The sequence below is a fragment of the Corynebacterium sp. 20-84 genome (assembly GCF_053479455.1).
The window spans coordinates 19,188-35,859 of sequence record NZ_JBRBCB010000016.1 but is presented as its reverse complement, the minus strand read 5'-3'; the positions used below and the strand labels follow the sequence as shown (position 1 = coordinate 35,859).

Sequence of the window (16,672 nt, the reverse complement as noted above, 5' to 3'; positions counted from 1 at the left end):
TGGTTGATAGCGGTGGGGAAACGCCCGGTCCCATTCCGAACCCGGAAGCTAAGCCCACCCGCGCTGATGGTACTGCACTCGGGAGGGTGTGGGAGAGTAAGTTACCGCCGACCAAAAACTTAATTCAGGCGGCGCCCTTCGAGGATAGACTCCTCAAGGGGCGCCGCTTTTTTGTATTTCTTCTACTTCAGGATTCCAGGAGTTTCACGAGATGACCGTTCTATCCGGGCTGCTGCTGTTCGCCATGGGCATCATGGCCGGCATTATCAACTCCGCTGTCGGTTCTGGGTCTCTGCTTACCCTGCCTGTACTGCTGGCGATCGGCGTACCGCCGGGGGTCGCGGTGCGTACCAACACGATCGGCATGATGTTCGCGTCGTTCGGGTCAGCGTGGGGTTTCCGTCATGAGACGAAGAAGGAGCTGCCGTTCCTTGGCCCGCTGATCGTCGCCACCATTGTTGGTTCGGCTGCCGGCTCCTTGCTGCTCCTGTTCACCCCGTCTTCGGCGTTGGATTGGGTCATCCCGATCCTGATCGTCGTCGCGTTGCTCCTCGTGATTTTCCAGCAGCGGTTCGTGAAAGCGTTCTCCAAGACTCAGGTCGTAGGGGATGATCAGGGCGACGGGATTGTCGGCGAACCGTATAAGCGTCCCGGCCTCGTCGGTGCGATGGGGTTGGCGTCTATGTATGGCGGCTTCTTCACTGCGGCGCAGGGCGTGCTCTACATGGCGATCATGGGCGTGGGCACGGGCCACCCATTCAAAGACGTGAACCCGGTCAAGAACTTCTTGTCCATGATCGTGAACACCGTTGCCGCTCTCGTCTACTTGATCGCCTTTCTTTTCTTCGGTGCTGAAGTGTTGTGGATCGGAGTGGCCATCTTGGCTGCCGGCGGGTTGATTGGCGGTCTGGTCGGTTCCCGTATTGCGAAGCGGCTCTCTAACAAGTTCTTGAAGGGCCTTATCGTTGTCGTTGCTCTTTACGCGCTGATCCGCCAATTCATTTAGAACCGCACGCATGACGAAAGGCCAGCCCCGAACGGGGACTGGCCTTCTTGTGTTTTAGAAGTAGACAGTTACTTCTTCACAATGCCGTAGGAGTTGTAGAGCTCGACCGTGCGCTCCTCGCCCTTGTGCAGATCGCCCTTGACCTTGTAGAAGTCGATCTTGAAGGTGTCGTCGGTGACGGTGTAGACCGCGAAGCACTGAACCGTGGACTGGCGGTAGTTCTCGTGCTTGTGCTCGAACTTCGGGGAGTCCTGCGGCTGCTCAGCAACGTCGTACAGGCCGTTCCAGAGTTCGACGTCTTCCTCGGTCATCCAGTCCAGCTTCGGACGGACCTTGTGGACGTGGTCGACGCCCTTCTTGTAGATCGCGTCGTACGCCTTGGTGCCAGAGGTGTTCGGAATGATGTAGGTGACACCCTCCGGGTTCACGTGGTGCTCGACGCCGTCGATCTCTTCCTTCTTGGTGTCCTCGACCTCGCCGTAGGAGAAGTTTTCCGGGGTGTAGACGAGGGACTTGGTGCGGGTCAGGTTGTGGTCGTGGCCCTGGAGCACAACGTCGACGCCGAGCTCGTCGGCGATCTTGACGAACTCCTCACGGGTGACCTGGACGTCCTTGTCCTGCAGTGCGTGGTAGGACGCGGAGTAAACCGGCTTGTGGTAGGTCAGAACGATCCACTTGGCACCGGCCTCGCGGGCGGCGGTGATGTCCTGCTTGGCCCACTCCATCTGCTTCTTGCCGATGGCGCCCTGATCCGGGTTGTCCTCGGACTCCTTGTTGTCGTTGGTGTTCAGGACAACGAAGTGGACACCGGAGTGGTCGTAGGAGTAGTAGGAGCCGCCGTCAATGGCGCCGTCGGTGACCGGAGCGTTCGTGTGCTCGTTGAAGGCGGTGAGGTCCTTGCCGTCCTCCCACAGGAGGTTGTACTCGTCGTGGTTGCCGGCGGTGTAGGCGTGCGGCAGGTTCATGTTCGCCTTGCGGGACATGTTGAGGTTGTCGACCCACTCGTCCTCGACAGCCGCGGTCTCGACGAAGTCGCCGGTGTGGACAGCGAAGGTGGCGTCAGGCGCGACCTCCATCGCCTTCTCCAGCGTGTTAGCGCCGTAGGCCGCCTCGTTGTTCACGTTGGCGTTCCAGTAAGCGTTCTGGGTATCGGTGTAGTGGATGAACTGCACCTCGTCCTTGTCCGGATCGGAAGTGGTGAAGGTGCCGGTCTCGGAGAAGCCCTCGGATTCGGAGCCGACCTGGAAGTAGTACTTCTTGCCCGGCTCGAGACCGGTGGCCTTGCTCTTGTTGGTGTTCTCCTTCACATCCTGCAGCTCGAGGAAGCCGAGCTTCGGGCCCTCGGAGGTCCACTTGGTGTTCTCGCGGGTGATCTGCTCGTCGGTGAAGTAGCCCTTGATCTCCTCCGGCTTGCCCTCGTCATTGAGGATGAACTTGCCGTCCTCATCGGTGTCGGCGGAGGCGTAGATGTAGTAGCCGTCCTTGTCGCGCTCAGCGTAGCGGCTGGTGACCTCGGTGGTCTCTGCCGGGAATTCCATTGCGCCGGACATGTCTTCCTGGTCGGAGACGCGGAGCATGGAATCGTCCAGGGCGTCCTTGGTGTACCAGTTGAACGCCATCTCGGTCGCGGGGTCTTCCGTGATGTTCATGGCGATACGGTCCGGCTTGTTGTCGACCTGAACCTCGGCGACCTCAGGCTTGTCATCCTGCAGTTCAATCAGGTCGAGGCCGTTCTTTTCACCGTAGACCGGGTCGACTTCCTTCGACTCAGTCTCGGTGTTCGTGGTGGTGGTGGCGGCGGTGTCGGTGTCGGATGCGTTCTCGTTATTCGGCGAGCACGCGGCCAAGACGACCGTCGTGCCAGTCAACACGGCGAGCAACTTGAAAGATGTGGATTTAGATTGCACTGTGAAACCCTTCGGCAGAGTGTTATTACTTTCCCTTCCTACAGTGCCTTGACGGGGTTAAATAATAGTTGCGGAATACTAACGCAACAGTGAACTTCTGCACAGGTTCCTTTTAGAGGGGGAGCAGGTTCATGGGGGTCGCTTTGACGTCGTCAAGCTTGGCTCGCGCTTTGTCCAGCTTGTGCCACTGTTCCTGCGGGATTGCGGCGCGCGCTTGCTTGACGACGGCGCTGTCAGGCGTGGCCCATGCGATCGGCATCGGGGTCACCTCTTGCCAATGATCTTTGTCACGTGTGGTGCGGCGGCCGCCGACGGCGACTGACGGCACTTTGGTGCCCACCTTCGGCTCGTCGATGCCGGGGATGGAGGAGACTGTGCGCAGGGCCGCCGCGTACTTAGGCGGGAGGGTTTCGTCGACGTTGATGTTGACCAGCGCCATGAGCACCACATCGCGGGGGTTGACCTCGGCGATGACGGCGGGGGCGAGCGGGTAGCGGTCGTAGAGTTCCTGTGCGCCGCCGACGGAACGGGGGACCATGAGGCCGACGATGAGCATCACGATGCCGAACGGCACGAGCCCGATCACGCCGAACCACCCCCACGCGGAGTTATCGGGAGTCAGTGTCCACAGCAGCACGGCCGCGACGACGCAGATGACGAACAGGCTGATGCCGGAGATGGTCACCTTGCGCGTGTCGCGCAGCATCTCGTTGTGCTTCTTGGCGAAAGTTTCATCGACGTCGAAGTGAAAGCGATTCATAGGCACACAGTTTAGAGGTCGGCCGCGTCTACCAGCCGGTAGGCGTAGCCCTGTTCGGCGAGGAAGCGCTGCCGGTGCATCGCGTACTCGGCATCGAGCGTGTCGCGTGCGACGACGGTATAAAACAGCGCTTCCGCACCATCGGCTTTCGGGCGCAGCAGCCGTCCGAGGCGCTGGGCTTCTTCCTGGCGTGAGCCGAATGTGCCCGAGACCTGGATGCCCACGGCGGCCTCGGGTAGGTCAATGGAGAAATTAGCCACCTTCGACACAACGAGAGTCTGGATTTCACCGTTCCGGAACGCGTCGAAGGTGGTTTCGCGTTTCTTGGTGGAGGTTTTTCCGTCGATAAGCGGGGCGCCTGTGCGCGCGGCGATGTCCTCGAGCTGCTCGATGAAGGCGCCGATGATCAACGTTTGCTGCCCAGAATGCTGGGCAAGAAGCTTATCGACGACAGCCAGCTTCCCCTCGCTGCATGCCGCGATGCGGTAACGCTCCCGGGTTTCGGCGGTGGCGTACATCATGCGCTCGTCTTCGGTGAGCGTGGTGCGGACTTCGACGCATTCGGCGGTGGCGATGTAGCCGGCCATTTCGAGCTCTTTCCACGGGGCGTCATAACGCTTGGGGCCGATCAGGGAAAAGACATCGTCTTCGCGGTGGTCCTCGCGCACGAGGGTCGCGGTCAGGCCGAGGCGGCGGCGCGACTGGAGGTCCGCGGCCATGCGGAAGACGGGGGCGGGCAGAAGGTGCACCTCGTCGTAGATGATGAGGCCCCAGTCGCGGGAGTCGAAGACCTCGAGAGCCTTGTACTCGCCCTTCGTCTTGCGTGTGACCACCTGGTATGTGGCGATGGTGACGGGGCGGATCTCTTTGCGCTCGCCGGAATACTCGCCGATTTCCTCGGGGGTCAAGCTCGTGCGGCGCAGCAGCTCATCGCGCCACTGCCGGCCAGCGACAGTGTTGGTGACCAGGATGAGCGTGGTGGTTTGCGCCTGGGCCATGGATGCGGCGCCGACGATGGTCTTGCCGGCGCCGCAGGGTAGCACCACCACGCCGGAACCGCCCTCCCAGAACGACTCGGTGGCGTATTGCTGATAATCGCGCAGCTCCCAGCCGTCTGCTCCGTCCGATCCGGCGGTGAGCCGGATTGGGTGGGATTCGCCATCGACGTAGCCGGCGCGGTCGTCGACAGGCCAGCCGAGTTTGGTCAGCTCCTGCTTGATCCGGCCGCGCTCGGAGGGGTGGACGGGGGCGGTGGTGTCGTCGATAAGCGCGCCCACCATGGGCTGAATCTTCTTGTTGCGGGTGATCTCGGTGAGGATCGCGGCATCATCCGCCTCGAGAATCAGGCCGTGCGCTGGATGCTTGAGCAGGCGGACGCGGCCGTAGCGCGCCATGGTTTCGGCGACATCGATCAGCAGGGCCTGGGGGACGGGGAAGCGGGAATAGCGCTCGAGGACGTCCACGGCCTGCTCGGCATCGAAGCCAGCGGCCCGCGCATTCCACAGCGCCAGCGGAGTGATGCGGTAGGTGTGCACGTGCTCCGGTGCGCGCTCGAGCTCCGCGTACGGCGCCAATGCCGCGCGCGCTGCCCCCGCTTCGGGGTGCGCGACATCGAGAAGCACAGTCTTGTCGGACTGAACAATGAGCGGGCCGTCACCTAAAGGCATACGGGACATTATGCCTGCCTGGTACTGGCGTAGTGCTGGCAGGGTTAGGAGTCCTCGGCGGTAGACACGAAGCGGATACCTAAAATTGGTACTATTGGCGCATGGCTAAGAATACGTCCGTTACCCTTGGGTCGCACTATGAGAAATTCATTGCTCAGATGGTGGAAAGTGGGCGCTACGCAACCTCCAGTGAAGTGATTCGCGCTGGCCTCCGCATGATTGAAGACTACGAGCAGCGGCTCGAGGTCTTGCGTCGTGAGCTTCAGAAGGGGGAGGAGTCTGGTCTCGTAGAAGACTTTGATTTCAACGAGTTCATAGAAAAAATGAAGCGGGGCCATGACATACCGGCTTAAGGAACAAGCCGGTGAGGATCTGCGGGGAATCTGGTCCTATTCCGAGGCTCAATGGGGGCCCGCGCAAGCGGAGCGCTATTTGCGAACTTTGGAAAGGCAATTTGCCTGGATTGCCGATCATCCGACTACTGGGAAGCTAGTGCCGGGGATTTCTGGGTATCGTCAACGGGCCGCAGGCAGTCACATGATCATCTATCGTCTCGATGGTCGAGGCGTGATTGTGGTTCGCGTGCTCCATCAAAAAATGGACCCGTCCCGGCACCTTTAAGGTGCGCGGAATGGGTCCGGACAGGGAGGCTAACCCCGCAGTGCCTCCGACCACTTGGTGGTCTGGCCGTTGTTGAGGATGGTGCGGCGGTAAATGCGCGCTGCGATCCAGACGACGACCACGGTCGCTACGGCAGCCAGGGCAAGGGAGCCCGCAAGCTGAAGTGCGGTGAAATCGCCGGCCGCATACGACAGGGGCGCAGCGAAGATGGACACGGGTGGGATCCAGCTGGCCACCTGCATCCAGGTGGCGTCGGTAGCCATCCAGCCGAATGCCGGGATGTAGGCGCTGACAATGATCAGTAGCAGGACGGGCATCTGTGTGGATTGGAGGTCCTCGGTGCGCTGGACCATCGCGCCAGCGGCGGCGTAGAGGCCGGCGAAGAAGAGCATGGCCAGCAGGTAGGACACGAGCATGACGGGGAGGATGGACCAGTCGATGCTGATGTCCTCCAGTAGCCCCGTGAACTGCAGTGCGGCGAAACCGGCGCCGAGCAGGATCGCGGTGGAGATGAATCCGAAGACGAGGTTGCCCAGGATCTTGCCTGCCAGGAAGTCGAGCGGACGCACGGCGGCGAGGACGAGCTCGACGACGCGGGAGGATTTCTCCTCTGTCACGCGGCTGCCCACCTGCGCGGCGAAGGTGATCACCATGAACACGATCAGCATGAGCAGGATGAATGCGGTGAGCAGGCGCGCGAAGTCCTGTTCGGAAGAAGCATCGTCTTTGCCTTCGTCGATATTGGCGATGTCTACTGCTTCAACGTTGATCTCCGGGGAGGCAGCCTGGAAGTCGGTGGGTGAGATGCCCAGCTGTTCCAGCGCGGCGGCTTGTGAATAGGACTCGGCGAGGGCATCCACGGTGGTCATCACGGACGTATCGGGGAGACCATCGGAGATGACCTGCCAGTTGTCGTTTTCAGCGACGAGCGCGGCATCGACTTCGCCGTCGCGCACGAGGTTCTCGGCCTCAGCGCGGTCAGCCGCATCGCGGGCTTCAAGGCCGGAGCCTTCGAGCGCTTGCTTATCGACGTTCACGACGGCCACCGGAGTGGCCTTGTCCTCCGGGTCCTTGTTCTTCTGCCAGGACGCGAAGCCGACGGCGGCGAGAATGGCCACGAGCATGATGACCAGGGTGATGATCACAGATTTCTTGCTGAAGAGTATCTGGATCTCGCGCTTGGCGGTGGTGAGGATGGTGTGGAGCGGGGAGTAGGTATTCGGAGTCATTTACTTCACAACCTCCTTGAACAGGTCGGTCAGGTCGGGGACGACACGGGTGAATTCGTGGACCTCGCCGGCGGCGAGGGCGGCGCGGAGGATGCGCTGGTCGTCGGTGGCGGAGTCGGTTTCGAGGATGACGTGGTGGGGGGAGTCGTCGATAAGCGTTGTGCCCTCCGGGAACCACCCGCGGGCTGTTGTGCCGACCCTGTAGCGGACGGGGCCGTGCGTGCGCAGCTCGTCGACGGTGCCTTCGGCGACCATGCGTCCGCGGGTGACGATGCCGACGCGGTCGCAGAGGCGCTGGACGAGGTCGAGCTGGTGGGAGGAGAAGACGACGGGTACGCCGCCGCGCGCGCGGTCGGTGAGCATGGTGCTCATGACGTCGACGGCGACGGGGTCGAGGCCGGAGAACGGCTCGTCGAGGATGAGAATGTCCGGATCGTGGATGAGCGAGGCGGCGAGCTGGACGCGCTGCTGGTTGCCCAGCGAGAGGTCGTCGAGCTTGTCGTTCACGCGCTCACCTAAGCCGAGCTCGCCCAGGAGCTCCTCGCCGCGCTTCTTGGCGGCCGCGCCGTCCACGCCGTGGAGCTTGGCCAGGAAGACGAGCTGGTCGAGGATCTTCTCCTTGCCGTACAGGCCGCGCTCTTCGGGCATGTAGCCGATGCGGCGGCGCGTCGCGTCGTTGAGCGGAGTGCCGTCGAGCAGCACCTCGCCGGAATCCGCCTCGAGCACGCCCAGCGCGATGCGCATCGTGGTGGACTTGCCAGCGCCGTTGGAGCCGACGAAGCCGTAGAGCTCGCCGTCACCGACGGTGAAGTTCATCCCGTCGAGCGCCTGGGTCTCCCCGAAGCGTTTGTGCAGGTCTCTGATTTCCAGTGTGGTCATTGTCAGTCCTCCTTGCGGTTGAAGGTGATGGCGTAGCCGATCATGGGAAGGGTGGCGACGAATAGGTAGGTGAAGATCATGTACAGGCCAGCCGCGACGAGCGCGATGACATCCACTGTGTCTCCGGCAAAATATGCATAGGCGCAGAAGCTGAATCCGCCCAGAAAAGTAAGTGCTGAGATGATCCGGAAAGCGCGATTGCGCCAGGTGGTGAAAACATCGCGCTCGTATTCATCGAGCTCTGCTTCCGGGACGCGGTCCTTGCGGTCATTTGCTCCGCGGATGATGGTCCAGGACACCATGGAGACGAGCATGGATGCGGTGTAGCAGGCCACGAACACAGTCGAACCCATACTTGTGGCCAATGAAGCGACGAAGAGGAGCACCGCTACGGTCAGGCCAGTGAAATATGCCGCGATCAGAGCTCGCGTTGCTTTCGGGTTGCGCACCCGTTCCGCGCCGGGAAAAGACGGTGTTGACGTCATCGGTTGTACAGCTCCTTCGACATAGGGGCGAATTCGGTGCGGGAGAACACGGCCTCGACGGGGAGGTCGAATACCTCGCAGACGCGGAAGGCGAGGTCGAGGCTGGGGGAGTGGTCGCCGCGCTCCAAAGCGCCGATGGTCTGCGGGTTCACGTCGATGAGCTCGGCGAGTTGGTTGCGCGACATGTCGCGCTCCGTCCTCAAGACGCGAACCCGATTATGAATCGGACTCTTCGGTTGTTTTCGTGCTGCCACACAAACAAGTGTTATATAAACCCAACAATCTGTCAACGGATTAGCCGAAAAAAGTGTGGTGGACCCGATAGGGATAGCATGAAGTTATGACTGCAACAATCACATCCCCTGCTGCGCACCTGGTCCGCGAATTAGGCTCCGACCAGACGATTTCCACCCGTCAGATCGACCGGATCAAATACGCGCACGACGCCTCGCACTTCCTCTACACCCCGCAGGTGGTGGCGGAGGCGCGCAACGCGAGCGACGTCGCCGCGGCCTTCCGGGCGTCGATTTCTTCCGGCGCCCCGGTCGTGCTGCGCGCGGGCGGCACGTCGCTGTCCGGGCAGGCTGGGGGCGGGGGCATGCTTGTCGACGTCCGCAAGCACTTCCGCGGCGTCGAGGTCCTCGATGCCGGTAAACGTGTGCGAGTGCAGCCCGGCTCGACGGTGCGCCAGGTCAATGCGCACCTCGCTTCCTACGGCAGGAAGCTCGGCCCCGATCCGGCATCCGAAGGTGCAGCCACCTTGGGCGGCGTGATCTCCAACAACTCCTCCGGCATGGCGTGCGGCACGCAGTACAACACCTACAACACCCTTGAATCCCTGACATTCGTGCTGCCGTCCGGCACCGTCATCGACACCGCGCATGCGGATGCGGAGGCGCAGTTTGCACGGGAGGAACCGGAGCTCGTCGATAAGCTCGAGCAATTGAAGCGCCGCGTGCGCGGCAACGCGGAATCCGTGGCGAAGATCGAGCAGCACTTCGCGCTGAAGAACACGATGGGTTACTCGCTCAACGCGTTCCTCGACTACGAGACTCCGCTGGAGATTTTCACGCACCTGCTCGTCGCGTCCGAAGGCACGCTCGCGTTCATCGCTGAGGCCGTGCTGCGCACGGTCGAGGTGCCGAAGCTGAAGACCACCACGATCGCGGTGTACCCGACGATCGACGCCGCGACCCGTTCGCTGCCCGCGTTATTTGATTCGAAGGCGGCCACGCTCGAGCTGATGGATTCCCGCTCCATCGCGGTCGGCCGCGGATTCGACTCCGTGCCCGAGCAGATCACCGGCTTCGAGCTGGATCAGCATGCGGCGCTGCTCATCGAGTACCACGCGAACGAGGAAGAGCAGCTGCGCGAGTACGAGCAAGCGGGAACGACGCTCTTGGGCGAGCTGGATCTGGCCACGCCCGCGGAATTCTCCACCGACCCGAAGCAGGCGGCGAAGGCGTGGGCCTTCCGCAAGGGGCTCTACGCACAGGTCGCGGAGGCACGCCCGTCCGGGACGACGGCCCTGCTCGAGGACATCGCCGTGCCAGTCGAAGACCTCGCCGACACCTGCGGCGGGCTGCAGGGGCTGTTCGACGAATACTCCTACGACGATGCCGTCATCTTTGGCCACGCCAAGGACGGCAATATCCACTTCCTCATCACCGACCGTTTCGAGGGCGATGAGAACCTCGGCCGCTACGACGGGTTCAACGAGGCGATGGTGGATCTCGTGCTCGGTGCCGGCGGCAACCTCAAGGCCGAGCACGGCACCGGCCGCGTCATGGCACCGTATGTGCGCCGCCAGTACGGCGACGAGCTTTACGAGGTCATGGTGGAGCTCAAGCGCGCCGCCGACCCGCGCGGGGTGATGAACCCCGGCGTGATCATCACCGGCGACGAGCGCGAGCACATGAAGAATTTCAAGCTCAACCCGCAGGTCGAAGACGAGATCGACTCGTGCGTGGAATGCGGCTACTGCGAGCCGGTCTGTCCGTCGCGCGATCTCACCATGACTCCGCGCCAGCGCATCGTGGTCCGCCGCGCCCGCGCCAAGGCGATCCAGGAAGGCGATACCGAGCTGGTCAAGCATATCGATAAGGAGTACCAGTACGAGGGCATCGATACCTGCGCCGTGGACTCTATGTGTGTGACGGCGTGCCCGGTGGGCATCGACACCGGAAAATTCATCAAGTCCCTGCGCCGCGGCCAGGCCGGTGCTGTCGAATCTGCTGGCTGGGCGGCCGCCGCAAAGGCGTGGGGACCGGGCAATAAGCTCGCCTCCACCGCACTGACCGGCGCGCACTACCTGCCCGCGTCGCTGGTGGAGAAGGTCACTGACGTCGCCCGCGCGCTCGTCGGCGAGGACACAGTGCCGTCGTACCGCCCGGAGCTGACCAAGGGCGGTACTTCCCGTTCCAAGGCCTTCGGCACGCGCATCGGTGACCCGAATGCTGAGCCCGTTGGCGTGTTCGTTCCCGCCTGCGTGAACTCCATGTTCGGCCCGCAGGGCGAGGGCATCGGCGCCTCCGCCGCATTCGCCAAACTGGTTGAGCGCGCCGGGCTTTCCCTCGTCGTGCCTGAGGGTATCGACGGGATGTGCTGCGGCACCCCGTGGGCGTCGAAAGGCATGGCCACCGGCCACGACATCATGCAGCGCCGCGTCAACGACGAGCTCATCGCCGCCACCGACGGCGGCCGCCTGCCAGTCATCGTCGATGCCACCAGCTGCACCCACGGTTTTCAGGACATGGCTGAGACCATCGGCATCACTGTCATCGACGCCGTTGCATTCGTGCGCGACAAGGTGGTGGACAAGCTCGAGGTTGCTAGCAAGGTCGATTCGATCGCGTTGCACCCGACATGCTCGACTACGCACCTTTCGCTTAACGACGATCTGAAGCAGGTCGCCGCTGCCGCCGCCGAGACGGTCAACGTGCCGCCAGAGTGGAACTGCTGCGGCTACGCCGGCGACCGCGGCATGCTCCACCCGGAGCTGACCGAGTCCGCCACCAAGCGCGAGGCGGAGGAAGTCGCCGCATTCGACTCCCAATGCCACGCGTCCTCCAACCGCACCTGCGAGCTGGGACTGACTGCCGCCACAGGCAAAGACTACGAGCACGTGCTGGAGGTGCTCGAGCGGGTGAGCCGTTAGGCCATCACGACTTTGGTGATGCGCGGCAAAGCGATGCGCACCACCGAGTCGGTGGTGGCGACGTGGGCGTCGACCTGCCCGGCGGACACAGACAGCGGCAGGGCAGTGAGCGTTTGCCCACGGCCGTTCTTATCCACGTAGCCCAGCGTGACCTGGCGCTTGCCGCGCGCGGCGGCACGCAGTGTTTCGATGGTGTCCCCTGCGGCCGGCGGCGCGGGCTCCGCGCTGGTGCTCTCCGAGCGCAGGCGCGCGATGATCTGTTCGGCCTGCTCGTCGGTGACCGCGGTCGGGCGCGGCAGATGCGACGGCGTGGCTGGGACGAGCGCCGGCTCGGGCGCCATGTTCAGCTGCGCGCCGGTTTCGTCTTCTGCGGTCGGCTGCAGGCCCGCCTTGCGAAGAGCCTCCATGAGCTTTGGTAAAGGCAGCTGGGACACTGCGACGGTGGGCGCGAGCGGGCGGATGATTCCGCTGAGTTTTTCCGCCGCCGTCGTGATGAGCGCAGGGTCAGCGCTGCGGATATAGCTCATCGCGGCTCCCGCGCGGATGGCGCCGTGGGTGCGGGCGGTGTCGTCGATGAGGAATGCAATGCCCTGGGGAACCTCGCCCATGACATGGTCATCCAGCCAGGCGTGGATCTCTTCTGCTGTGAGTCCCGCATCGAGGCCACGGCGCACGGACGCGTCGGTGATGCGCCAGACGCTGGCCACACCGGGCGACTCGAGCTCCGCGATATTTTCCAGGAATGCGCCCATGTCAGGTTCGAGTGGGCCAGGTGCGAGCACCGTCATGTCGGCCTGCGCGATGAGAGTGTCCACCGGGGCGGGCACGAGCTCGCGGGTCGCGGCAGCGATATCGGCACCGTCGATAAGCGCGCTCAGCGGTGTCGATGCTGCAGGCGTCGAATCCAGCGCGCCGACGAAGCGGGCTTCATCGATAGTGGTGTTGATGAAGGACGGGGGCAGCTGGGAGGCCGGCAGGGGAGCGAAGTAGAAGAGCCGTTCGGGGTCGCCGTGGTGGTGCAGGATGGTCAGGCGTGCGCCGCGGGTATCGGGGGAGTGCATTTCCGGAGAGAGGAGCTTTTCTTCCTTGTCCGTCCGCCACGGGGAGGCGGCCCATCCGGCGAGCAGGATCGCCCATTGGTCGGACAGGGTCGCGTCCAGCCATGTGAGAGCGTCCTTCGTGGCAGCAAGGACATCGGTGTCGTCGACATTGCCGCGGCCGATCAGCCCTGCAGACTCGCCGATGGTGATCAGTAACGCTGGGTCGAAGCCGAGCTCTTTTCGTAAGTTCGCTCGGGCGCGCACGCCGACGGAGCCGTCCTTGTTCAGTGGGACGGGCTCGGAAAGCAGCAGCGTGATGAGTTGGCGGAGCTGACGCACAGCGTCGAGGCCTTGCGTTGCGGCGGCGGTGTCGACGTGGTCCTGGTCGATGTCCGGTGTGGCCGGCTCCGTCATGGGGAAGGTCCGCGGCGGATGGCCGCGCAACACATCGCGGACGGGGCGGGGGAGACGGACCGTATTGGAATCGACGCGGACGAGGAGGCCCTTTGCAATGAGGGTGGCGATCGGTGTTGCCGGATCCGCATCGGGGGCCGCGGCCTTGGTCGTGCCCACGCCGCCGTTGGTAGCAAGTGTTTCCAGTACCTTGCGCTCAGGGGCGGAGATATCCGCCATGATCTCCTCGAGGTTCTCCGGCACAGGATCGGTCACGCGCCAACCGGCGGGTACCGCGCTGAGTACCCCCGGTGCGATGCGGAGCTCGTCATCGCCGCCGAAGACGAGCGCATGCGCGCGGAGGTTGTCGAGTTCTCCTTCGGCGGTCTCAGCCGTGGCGTCGTACGGATCGAATTCTGCCCCAGCATCGGAAAGGCGCTCGAGAAGGGCGAGGTCGGGGGCGGTCAATCGTCGTAAAGCTCGTGCAATCGATCCTGGAAGCGCAAGGCGGGTAGCGAGCGAGGCGACCTGTGGAGGCGCAGGAAAGAACGCGTCGGGGCGCGCGTCGATGAGGCGGCGCAGCGCGGCGTCGTCGAGTGCGGAGAGCGAACGGGTGAAGGAATTCATTGCGGGGGTGAGTTTACGTGCGTTTCCGGCGGTGACGTGAAAGAATGATGTTTATGGCTAAAGACGTTGACAACATCACCCAGATCAACCCGGCGTGGCCTGCGCACACCCCGGGTAATGGCCACCCGGTGACGGAGATTTCCTCCAAGCTCACGGGTGCGAACAGCCCCTTCGGCAATGACTTGATCCTGCCCCGTCCGTGGGAGGAGACCGGCTACGTGCACAACACGCTGCGCATCAACACCGCGCAGTAAGCTGCTGTAGCTTTCAACCGCGTAACGCTTCTTTGTTGAGGCGTTGCGCGGTCTTCTTTTTCTTGGGCAAATAGACCGCTTAGTATGGTTGAGTGGTCAGGGTCTAGACTAATTGGTTCATGGGTTGTAGACTCCCCAGTGTTTTCGCACATACTTTGAAGCACTGGAGGTTTCCATGATCCTGACCGGCTTAGCGGTCGGCGCAGCCTTGGGCATCGTCATGCAGCGCGGACGATTCTGCGTGACGGGCATGCTGCGTGATGTCTTCCTGCAACAGCAGGGCCGCGGTCTCGTCGCTTTCTTCATCGTTATCGCTGTCCACGCGATCGGCCTCACGGCGCTCACGTCGCTGGGCGTCATTTCGCCGGAGTACCGCACCTTCGCGCCGCTCGCTGTGGCGCTCGGCGGCTTCATCTTCGGGTTGGCGATCATTCTCGCCGGTGGCTGCGCATCGGGCACCTGGTACCGCTCCGGCGAAGGTCTGGTCGGCTCGTGGTTCGCGTTGCTGTTTTACGGCCTGTCCGCCGCCGCGATGAAGAGCGGCTTCCTGTCGGGCTTCAATGACAAGCTGAAGGAATGGGACACCGGGTGGACGACACTGCCGCAGACCCTAGGCGTGTCAGCCTGGTGGTTTGCGATCCCGTTCGCGCTCGCGACCGCATTCATTGCGCAGCGCTACCTTGCCCGTGATGCCGCGAAGCCGAAGGTGACTCTGGAGCAGCCGTGGTACCGCAAGCCACTGCACCCGTATACCGCCGGCGCTGTCGTCGGTCTGCTCGGCGTGCTGGCATGGCCGCTGTCCGCGGCGACCGGCCGCAACGACGGTCTGGGCATCACCACTCCGTCGGCTCACCTGATGGGCTACATCACCACCGGTGAAGGGAAATTCCTCAACTGGGGCACCCTGCTGGTCCTGGGAATTCTCGTCGGCTCCTACATTGCAGCGAAGGTCTCCGGCGAATTCCGTATCCGCGTTCCGGACGGCCGCACCTCCGTCCGCGCGATTGTCGGTGGTATCGGCATGGGTGTCGGCGCATCCCTGGCCGGTGGCTGCACCGTCGGCAACGGAATGGTGCAGACCTCGCTGTTCAGCTACCAGGGCTGGGTCGCAATGGCGTTCATCGCCCTCGGCGTCTTCGTCGGTGCGAAGCTGTGGCTGAAGCCGTCCGGGGTGAAGCAGGGTGCTGCCCAGGATTCTGGCGTGTACACCACCGACGAGTCCATTAGCGAGCCCCAGCTCGCGGGCGTTGAGCCCCGCCAGTCCGAGGTCGAGGAGGCGCCGAAGTTCAATATCGTCTCCGCGTCCAGCGGTGTCGGTCTGAAGACGAAGCCGAAGAAGGACACCACGGCGCGTCCGCTGGGGGAGGGCCGCTACATCCTCGACACCCTCGGCGATGTCTGCCCGTTCCCGCTCATCGAGGCAAAGCAGGCGATGTCGGAGCTCAACTCCGGCGAAGAGCTCATCATCGACTTCGACTGCACCCAAGCGACTGAATCCATCCCGCAGTGGGCCGCCGACAACGGCCACGGCGTGAAGGACTTCGTGCAGAACCAGAACGCCGGTTGGCAGATCACCGTGGTGAAAGACGCCGCGGTATAAGGCAGATTCTGTATAGAAGAAGAGCGCTCGCCCCAAAGCGGGGCGGGCGCTCTTTAGCGTCGGCGCGCTAAATCTGATTAGCGGGCGGCGTACTACTTCTGCAGGCCGGAGACGTAGTCGTTGAAGTTGGCCTGGATCGCGGAAGCGATGCCCTGGGCGTCGCCAGCGAGAACAGCGTCGATCAGGGTCTTGTTAGCCAGGTAGAACGCGTTGTAGTCGTTGCGGTTGGCCTTGTAGGTTGCGGTGACGCGCGCCGGGACGGCGATGCCACGGTTGTTCAGCTCGCGAGTGATGGAGGTGTACACCGCGTCGACCTCGAGCTCGGTGCTCTTCTTAGCGGCCGGCTTCGGGGTAGGCTTCGGCTTCGGAGCAGCAGCCGGCTTCGGAGCGGGCTTCGGTGCCGGCTTGTTAGCGGAGACGTTGCGCGGGGTCGGAGCGGAACGCAGGCCCAGGCGAGCGGAGCACGCCGGCCATGCGCCCCAGCCCTGGCCGGCGAGGGTGCGCTCAGCGACAGCGATCTGCTGCTCGCGGGTTGCCTGGTGCGGCAGAGCAGCGAACTCGCCGCCGCCGTAAGCACGCCAGGTGCCCGCGTTGAACTGCAGGCCGCCGTAGTAGCCGTTGCCGGTGTTGATGTGCCAGTTGCCGCCAGCCTCGCACTGTGCGAGACGGTCCCAGTCGGAATCCGGGGCAGCGGAAGCGATCGGGCTGATCAGGGCGGTGGTGGCCAGGGCAGCGGTAGCGCCAGCGACGGCCTTGGTGGTCAGGTTACGGTTCTGCTTGCTGTGACGTCCCATGTTGGGCTGTTTCCTCTCTTGTTGTACGTCTGCGAGGTGAGCTGTCGGGTTCAGGCTGAGGTCTTTCACACACCTGGCCGCATCGTCGGCGGCTTCACCCCAAGCGGATTTCTTCCGCGGTGCACGCGCGTTCTTCGTGCGGTGCTGGGTGGGCCCCCGCTTTTGTCCTATGTACTTGTGTACTTTCATCGGTTTTCATGCCAGCCGGACAAAACTGAACGTGGCTGGCAGCGTTAAAGGTCACGCCCGTCTA

15 protein-coding genes and 1 rRNA gene are annotated in these 16,672 nt (G+C 63.2%); 7 read left to right on the top strand and 9 right to left on the bottom strand.

Translation table 11 applies throughout. From position 1 onward, the window contains the following. Both rrf and ACUY2Y_RS11185 read left to right on the top strand, forming a co-directional pair. Positions 1-113 (top strand): 5S ribosomal RNA (gene rrf, locus ACUY2Y_RS11190); the annotation flags it as partial. A gap of 98 nt (positions 114-211) precedes the next feature. Continuing rightward, positions 212-1,006, top strand: coding sequence for a sulfite exporter TauE/SafE family protein (locus tag ACUY2Y_RS11185; protein ID WP_448326520.1), 795 nt, complete (start codon positions 212-214; stop codon positions 1,004-1,006). A 68-nt stretch (positions 1,007-1,074) separates the two neighbouring features. Here the strand turns inward: ACUY2Y_RS11185 and ACUY2Y_RS11180 are convergent, their stop codons facing one another. The 3 genes from ACUY2Y_RS11180 to ACUY2Y_RS11170 form a co-directional block, all read right to left on the bottom strand. Further along, positions 1,075-2,913: a metallophosphoesterase gene (locus ACUY2Y_RS11180; protein WP_448326518.1), complete on the bottom strand. Its 1,839-nt coding sequence runs from the start codon at positions 2,911-2,913 to the stop codon at positions 1,075-1,077. Positions 2,914-3,025: 112 nt separating this feature from the next. Beyond that, positions 3,026-3,673, bottom strand: coding sequence for a DUF3239 domain-containing protein (locus ACUY2Y_RS11175; RefSeq protein WP_448326516.1), 648 nt, complete (start codon positions 3,671-3,673; stop codon positions 3,026-3,028). An 11-nt stretch (positions 3,674-3,684) separates the two neighbouring features. After that, positions 3,685-5,340: a DNA repair helicase XPB gene (locus ACUY2Y_RS11170; protein ID WP_448326514.1), complete on the bottom strand. Its 1,656-nt coding sequence runs from the start codon at positions 5,338-5,340 to the stop codon at positions 3,685-3,687. A gap of 101 nt (positions 5,341-5,441) precedes the next feature. Here ACUY2Y_RS11170 and ACUY2Y_RS11165 point away from each other — a divergent pair, with 101 nt between their 5' ends. Next, positions 5,442-5,693, top strand: coding sequence for a type II toxin-antitoxin system ParD family antitoxin (locus tag ACUY2Y_RS11165; RefSeq protein ID WP_448326512.1), 252 nt, complete (start codon positions 5,442-5,444; stop codon positions 5,691-5,693). Further along, positions 5,677-5,961, top strand: a complete 285-nt coding sequence (locus ACUY2Y_RS11160; RefSeq protein ID WP_448326510.1) for a type II toxin-antitoxin system RelE/ParE family toxin — start codon at positions 5,677-5,679, stop codon at positions 5,959-5,961. The genes ACUY2Y_RS11165 and ACUY2Y_RS11160 overlap by 17 nt, the downstream gene beginning before the upstream one ends. Before the next feature lie 29 nt (positions 5,962-5,990). On the opposite strand, the gene ACUY2Y_RS11155 is transcribed toward ACUY2Y_RS11160, so the two are convergent. Genes ACUY2Y_RS11155 through ACUY2Y_RS11140 form a run of 4 tightly spaced genes read right to left on the bottom strand, consistent with a single transcriptional unit; the run spans position 5,991 to position 8,844 of the window. Beyond that, positions 5,991-7,190, bottom strand: a complete 1,200-nt coding sequence (locus tag ACUY2Y_RS11155) for an ABC transporter permease (RefSeq protein WP_448326509.1) — start codon at positions 7,188-7,190, stop codon at positions 5,991-5,993. After that, positions 7,191-8,069 (bottom strand): ABC transporter ATP-binding protein, encoded by an 879-nt coding sequence (locus tag ACUY2Y_RS11150; protein WP_448326507.1) that lies wholly within the window; start codon positions 8,067-8,069, stop codon positions 7,191-7,193. A 2-nt stretch (positions 8,070-8,071) separates the two neighbouring features. Continuing rightward, positions 8,072-8,554, bottom strand: coding sequence for a hypothetical protein (locus ACUY2Y_RS11145; protein ID WP_448326505.1), 483 nt, complete (start codon positions 8,552-8,554; stop codon positions 8,072-8,074). Further along, the gene (locus ACUY2Y_RS11140; RefSeq protein ID WP_423777261.1) at positions 8,551-8,844 is read right to left on the bottom strand and encodes a helix-turn-helix transcriptional regulator; all 294 of its coding nucleotides are present in this window, start codon (positions 8,842-8,844) and stop codon (positions 8,551-8,553) included. The genes ACUY2Y_RS11145 and ACUY2Y_RS11140 overlap by 4 nt, the downstream gene beginning before the upstream one ends. 50 nt (positions 8,845-8,894) lie before the next feature. On the opposite strand from ACUY2Y_RS11140, the gene ACUY2Y_RS11135 reads away from it, so the two are divergent. Then, positions 8,895-11,711: an FAD-binding and (Fe-S)-binding domain-containing protein gene (locus ACUY2Y_RS11135; RefSeq protein WP_448326503.1), complete on the top strand. Its 2,817-nt coding sequence runs from the start codon at positions 8,895-8,897 to the stop codon at positions 11,709-11,711. Here ACUY2Y_RS11135 and ACUY2Y_RS11130 read toward each other — a convergent pair. Beyond that, positions 11,708-13,771 carry a helicase-associated domain-containing protein gene (locus tag ACUY2Y_RS11130; protein ID WP_448326502.1) on the bottom strand — a complete coding sequence of 688 codons (2,064 nt, stop codon included), beginning with the start codon at positions 13,769-13,771 and terminating at the stop codon, positions 11,708-11,710. The genes ACUY2Y_RS11135 and ACUY2Y_RS11130 overlap by 4 nt on opposite strands. A 53-nt stretch (positions 13,772-13,824) precedes the next feature. Between ACUY2Y_RS11130 and ACUY2Y_RS11125 the strand changes: the two genes are divergently transcribed. Together ACUY2Y_RS11125 and ACUY2Y_RS11120 are read left to right on the top strand one after the other, a co-directional pair. After that, on the top strand, positions 13,825-14,025 hold the full coding sequence (locus ACUY2Y_RS11125) for a hypothetical protein (protein ID WP_448326500.1): 201 nt from the start codon (positions 13,825-13,827) through the stop codon (positions 14,023-14,025). A 175-nt stretch (positions 14,026-14,200) separates the two neighbouring features. Then, on the top strand, positions 14,201-15,625 hold the full coding sequence (locus ACUY2Y_RS11120) for a YeeE/YedE thiosulfate transporter family protein (RefSeq protein ID WP_448326498.1): 1,425 nt from the start codon (positions 14,201-14,203) through the stop codon (positions 15,623-15,625). 92 nt (positions 15,626-15,717) lie between these two features. Here the strand turns inward: ACUY2Y_RS11120 and ACUY2Y_RS11115 are convergent, their stop codons facing one another. Beyond that, positions 15,718-16,419 (bottom strand): resuscitation-promoting factor Rpf1 domain-containing protein, encoded by a 702-nt coding sequence (locus tag ACUY2Y_RS11115; RefSeq protein ID WP_448326496.1) that lies wholly within the window; start codon positions 16,417-16,419, stop codon positions 15,718-15,720. Positions 16,420-16,672: the final 253 nt, after the last annotated feature.

What these genes read in the sequence shown, in the direction of transcription:
- ACUY2Y_RS11185 (WP_448326520.1), top strand. Translation starts at nt 212, where the DNA reads ATGACCGTTCTATCCGGGCTGCTGCTGTTCGCCATGGGCATCATGGCC.
- ACUY2Y_RS11175 (WP_448326516.1), bottom strand. Translation starts at nt 3,673, where the DNA reads ATGAATCGCTTTCACTTCGACGTCGATGAAACTTTCGCCAAGAAGCAC.
- ACUY2Y_RS11170 (WP_448326514.1), bottom strand. Translation starts at nt 5,340, where the DNA reads ATGCCTTTAGGTGACGGCCCGCTCATTGTTCAGTCCGACAAGACTGTG.
- ACUY2Y_RS11165 (WP_448326512.1), top strand. Translation starts at nt 5,442, where the DNA reads ATGGCTAAGAATACGTCCGTTACCCTTGGGTCGCACTATGAGAAATTC.
- ACUY2Y_RS11160 (WP_448326510.1), top strand. Translation starts at nt 5,677, where the DNA reads ATGACATACCGGCTTAAGGAACAAGCCGGTGAGGATCTGCGGGGAATC.
- ACUY2Y_RS11155 (WP_448326509.1), bottom strand. Translation starts at nt 7,190, where the DNA reads ATGACTCCGAATACCTACTCCCCGCTCCACACCATCCTCACCACCGCC.
- ACUY2Y_RS11150 (WP_448326507.1), bottom strand. Translation starts at nt 8,069, where the DNA reads ATGACCACACTGGAAATCAGAGACCTGCACAAACGCTTCGGGGAGACC.
- ACUY2Y_RS11145 (WP_448326505.1), bottom strand. Translation starts at nt 8,554, where the DNA reads ATGACGTCAACACCGTCTTTTCCCGGCGCGGAACGGGTGCGCAACCCG.
- ACUY2Y_RS11135 (WP_448326503.1), top strand. Translation starts at nt 8,895, where the DNA reads ATGACTGCAACAATCACATCCCCTGCTGCGCACCTGGTCCGCGAATTA.
- ACUY2Y_RS11130 (WP_448326502.1), bottom strand. Translation starts at nt 13,771, where the DNA reads ATGAATTCCTTCACCCGTTCGCTCTCCGCACTCGACGACGCCGCGCTG.
- ACUY2Y_RS11125 (WP_448326500.1), top strand. Translation starts at nt 13,825, where the DNA reads ATGGCTAAAGACGTTGACAACATCACCCAGATCAACCCGGCGTGGCCT.
- ACUY2Y_RS11120 (WP_448326498.1), top strand. Translation starts at nt 14,201, where the DNA reads ATGATCCTGACCGGCTTAGCGGTCGGCGCAGCCTTGGGCATCGTCATG.
- ACUY2Y_RS11115 (WP_448326496.1), bottom strand. Translation starts at nt 16,419, where the DNA reads ATGGGACGTCACAGCAAGCAGAACCGTAACCTGACCACCAAGGCCGTC.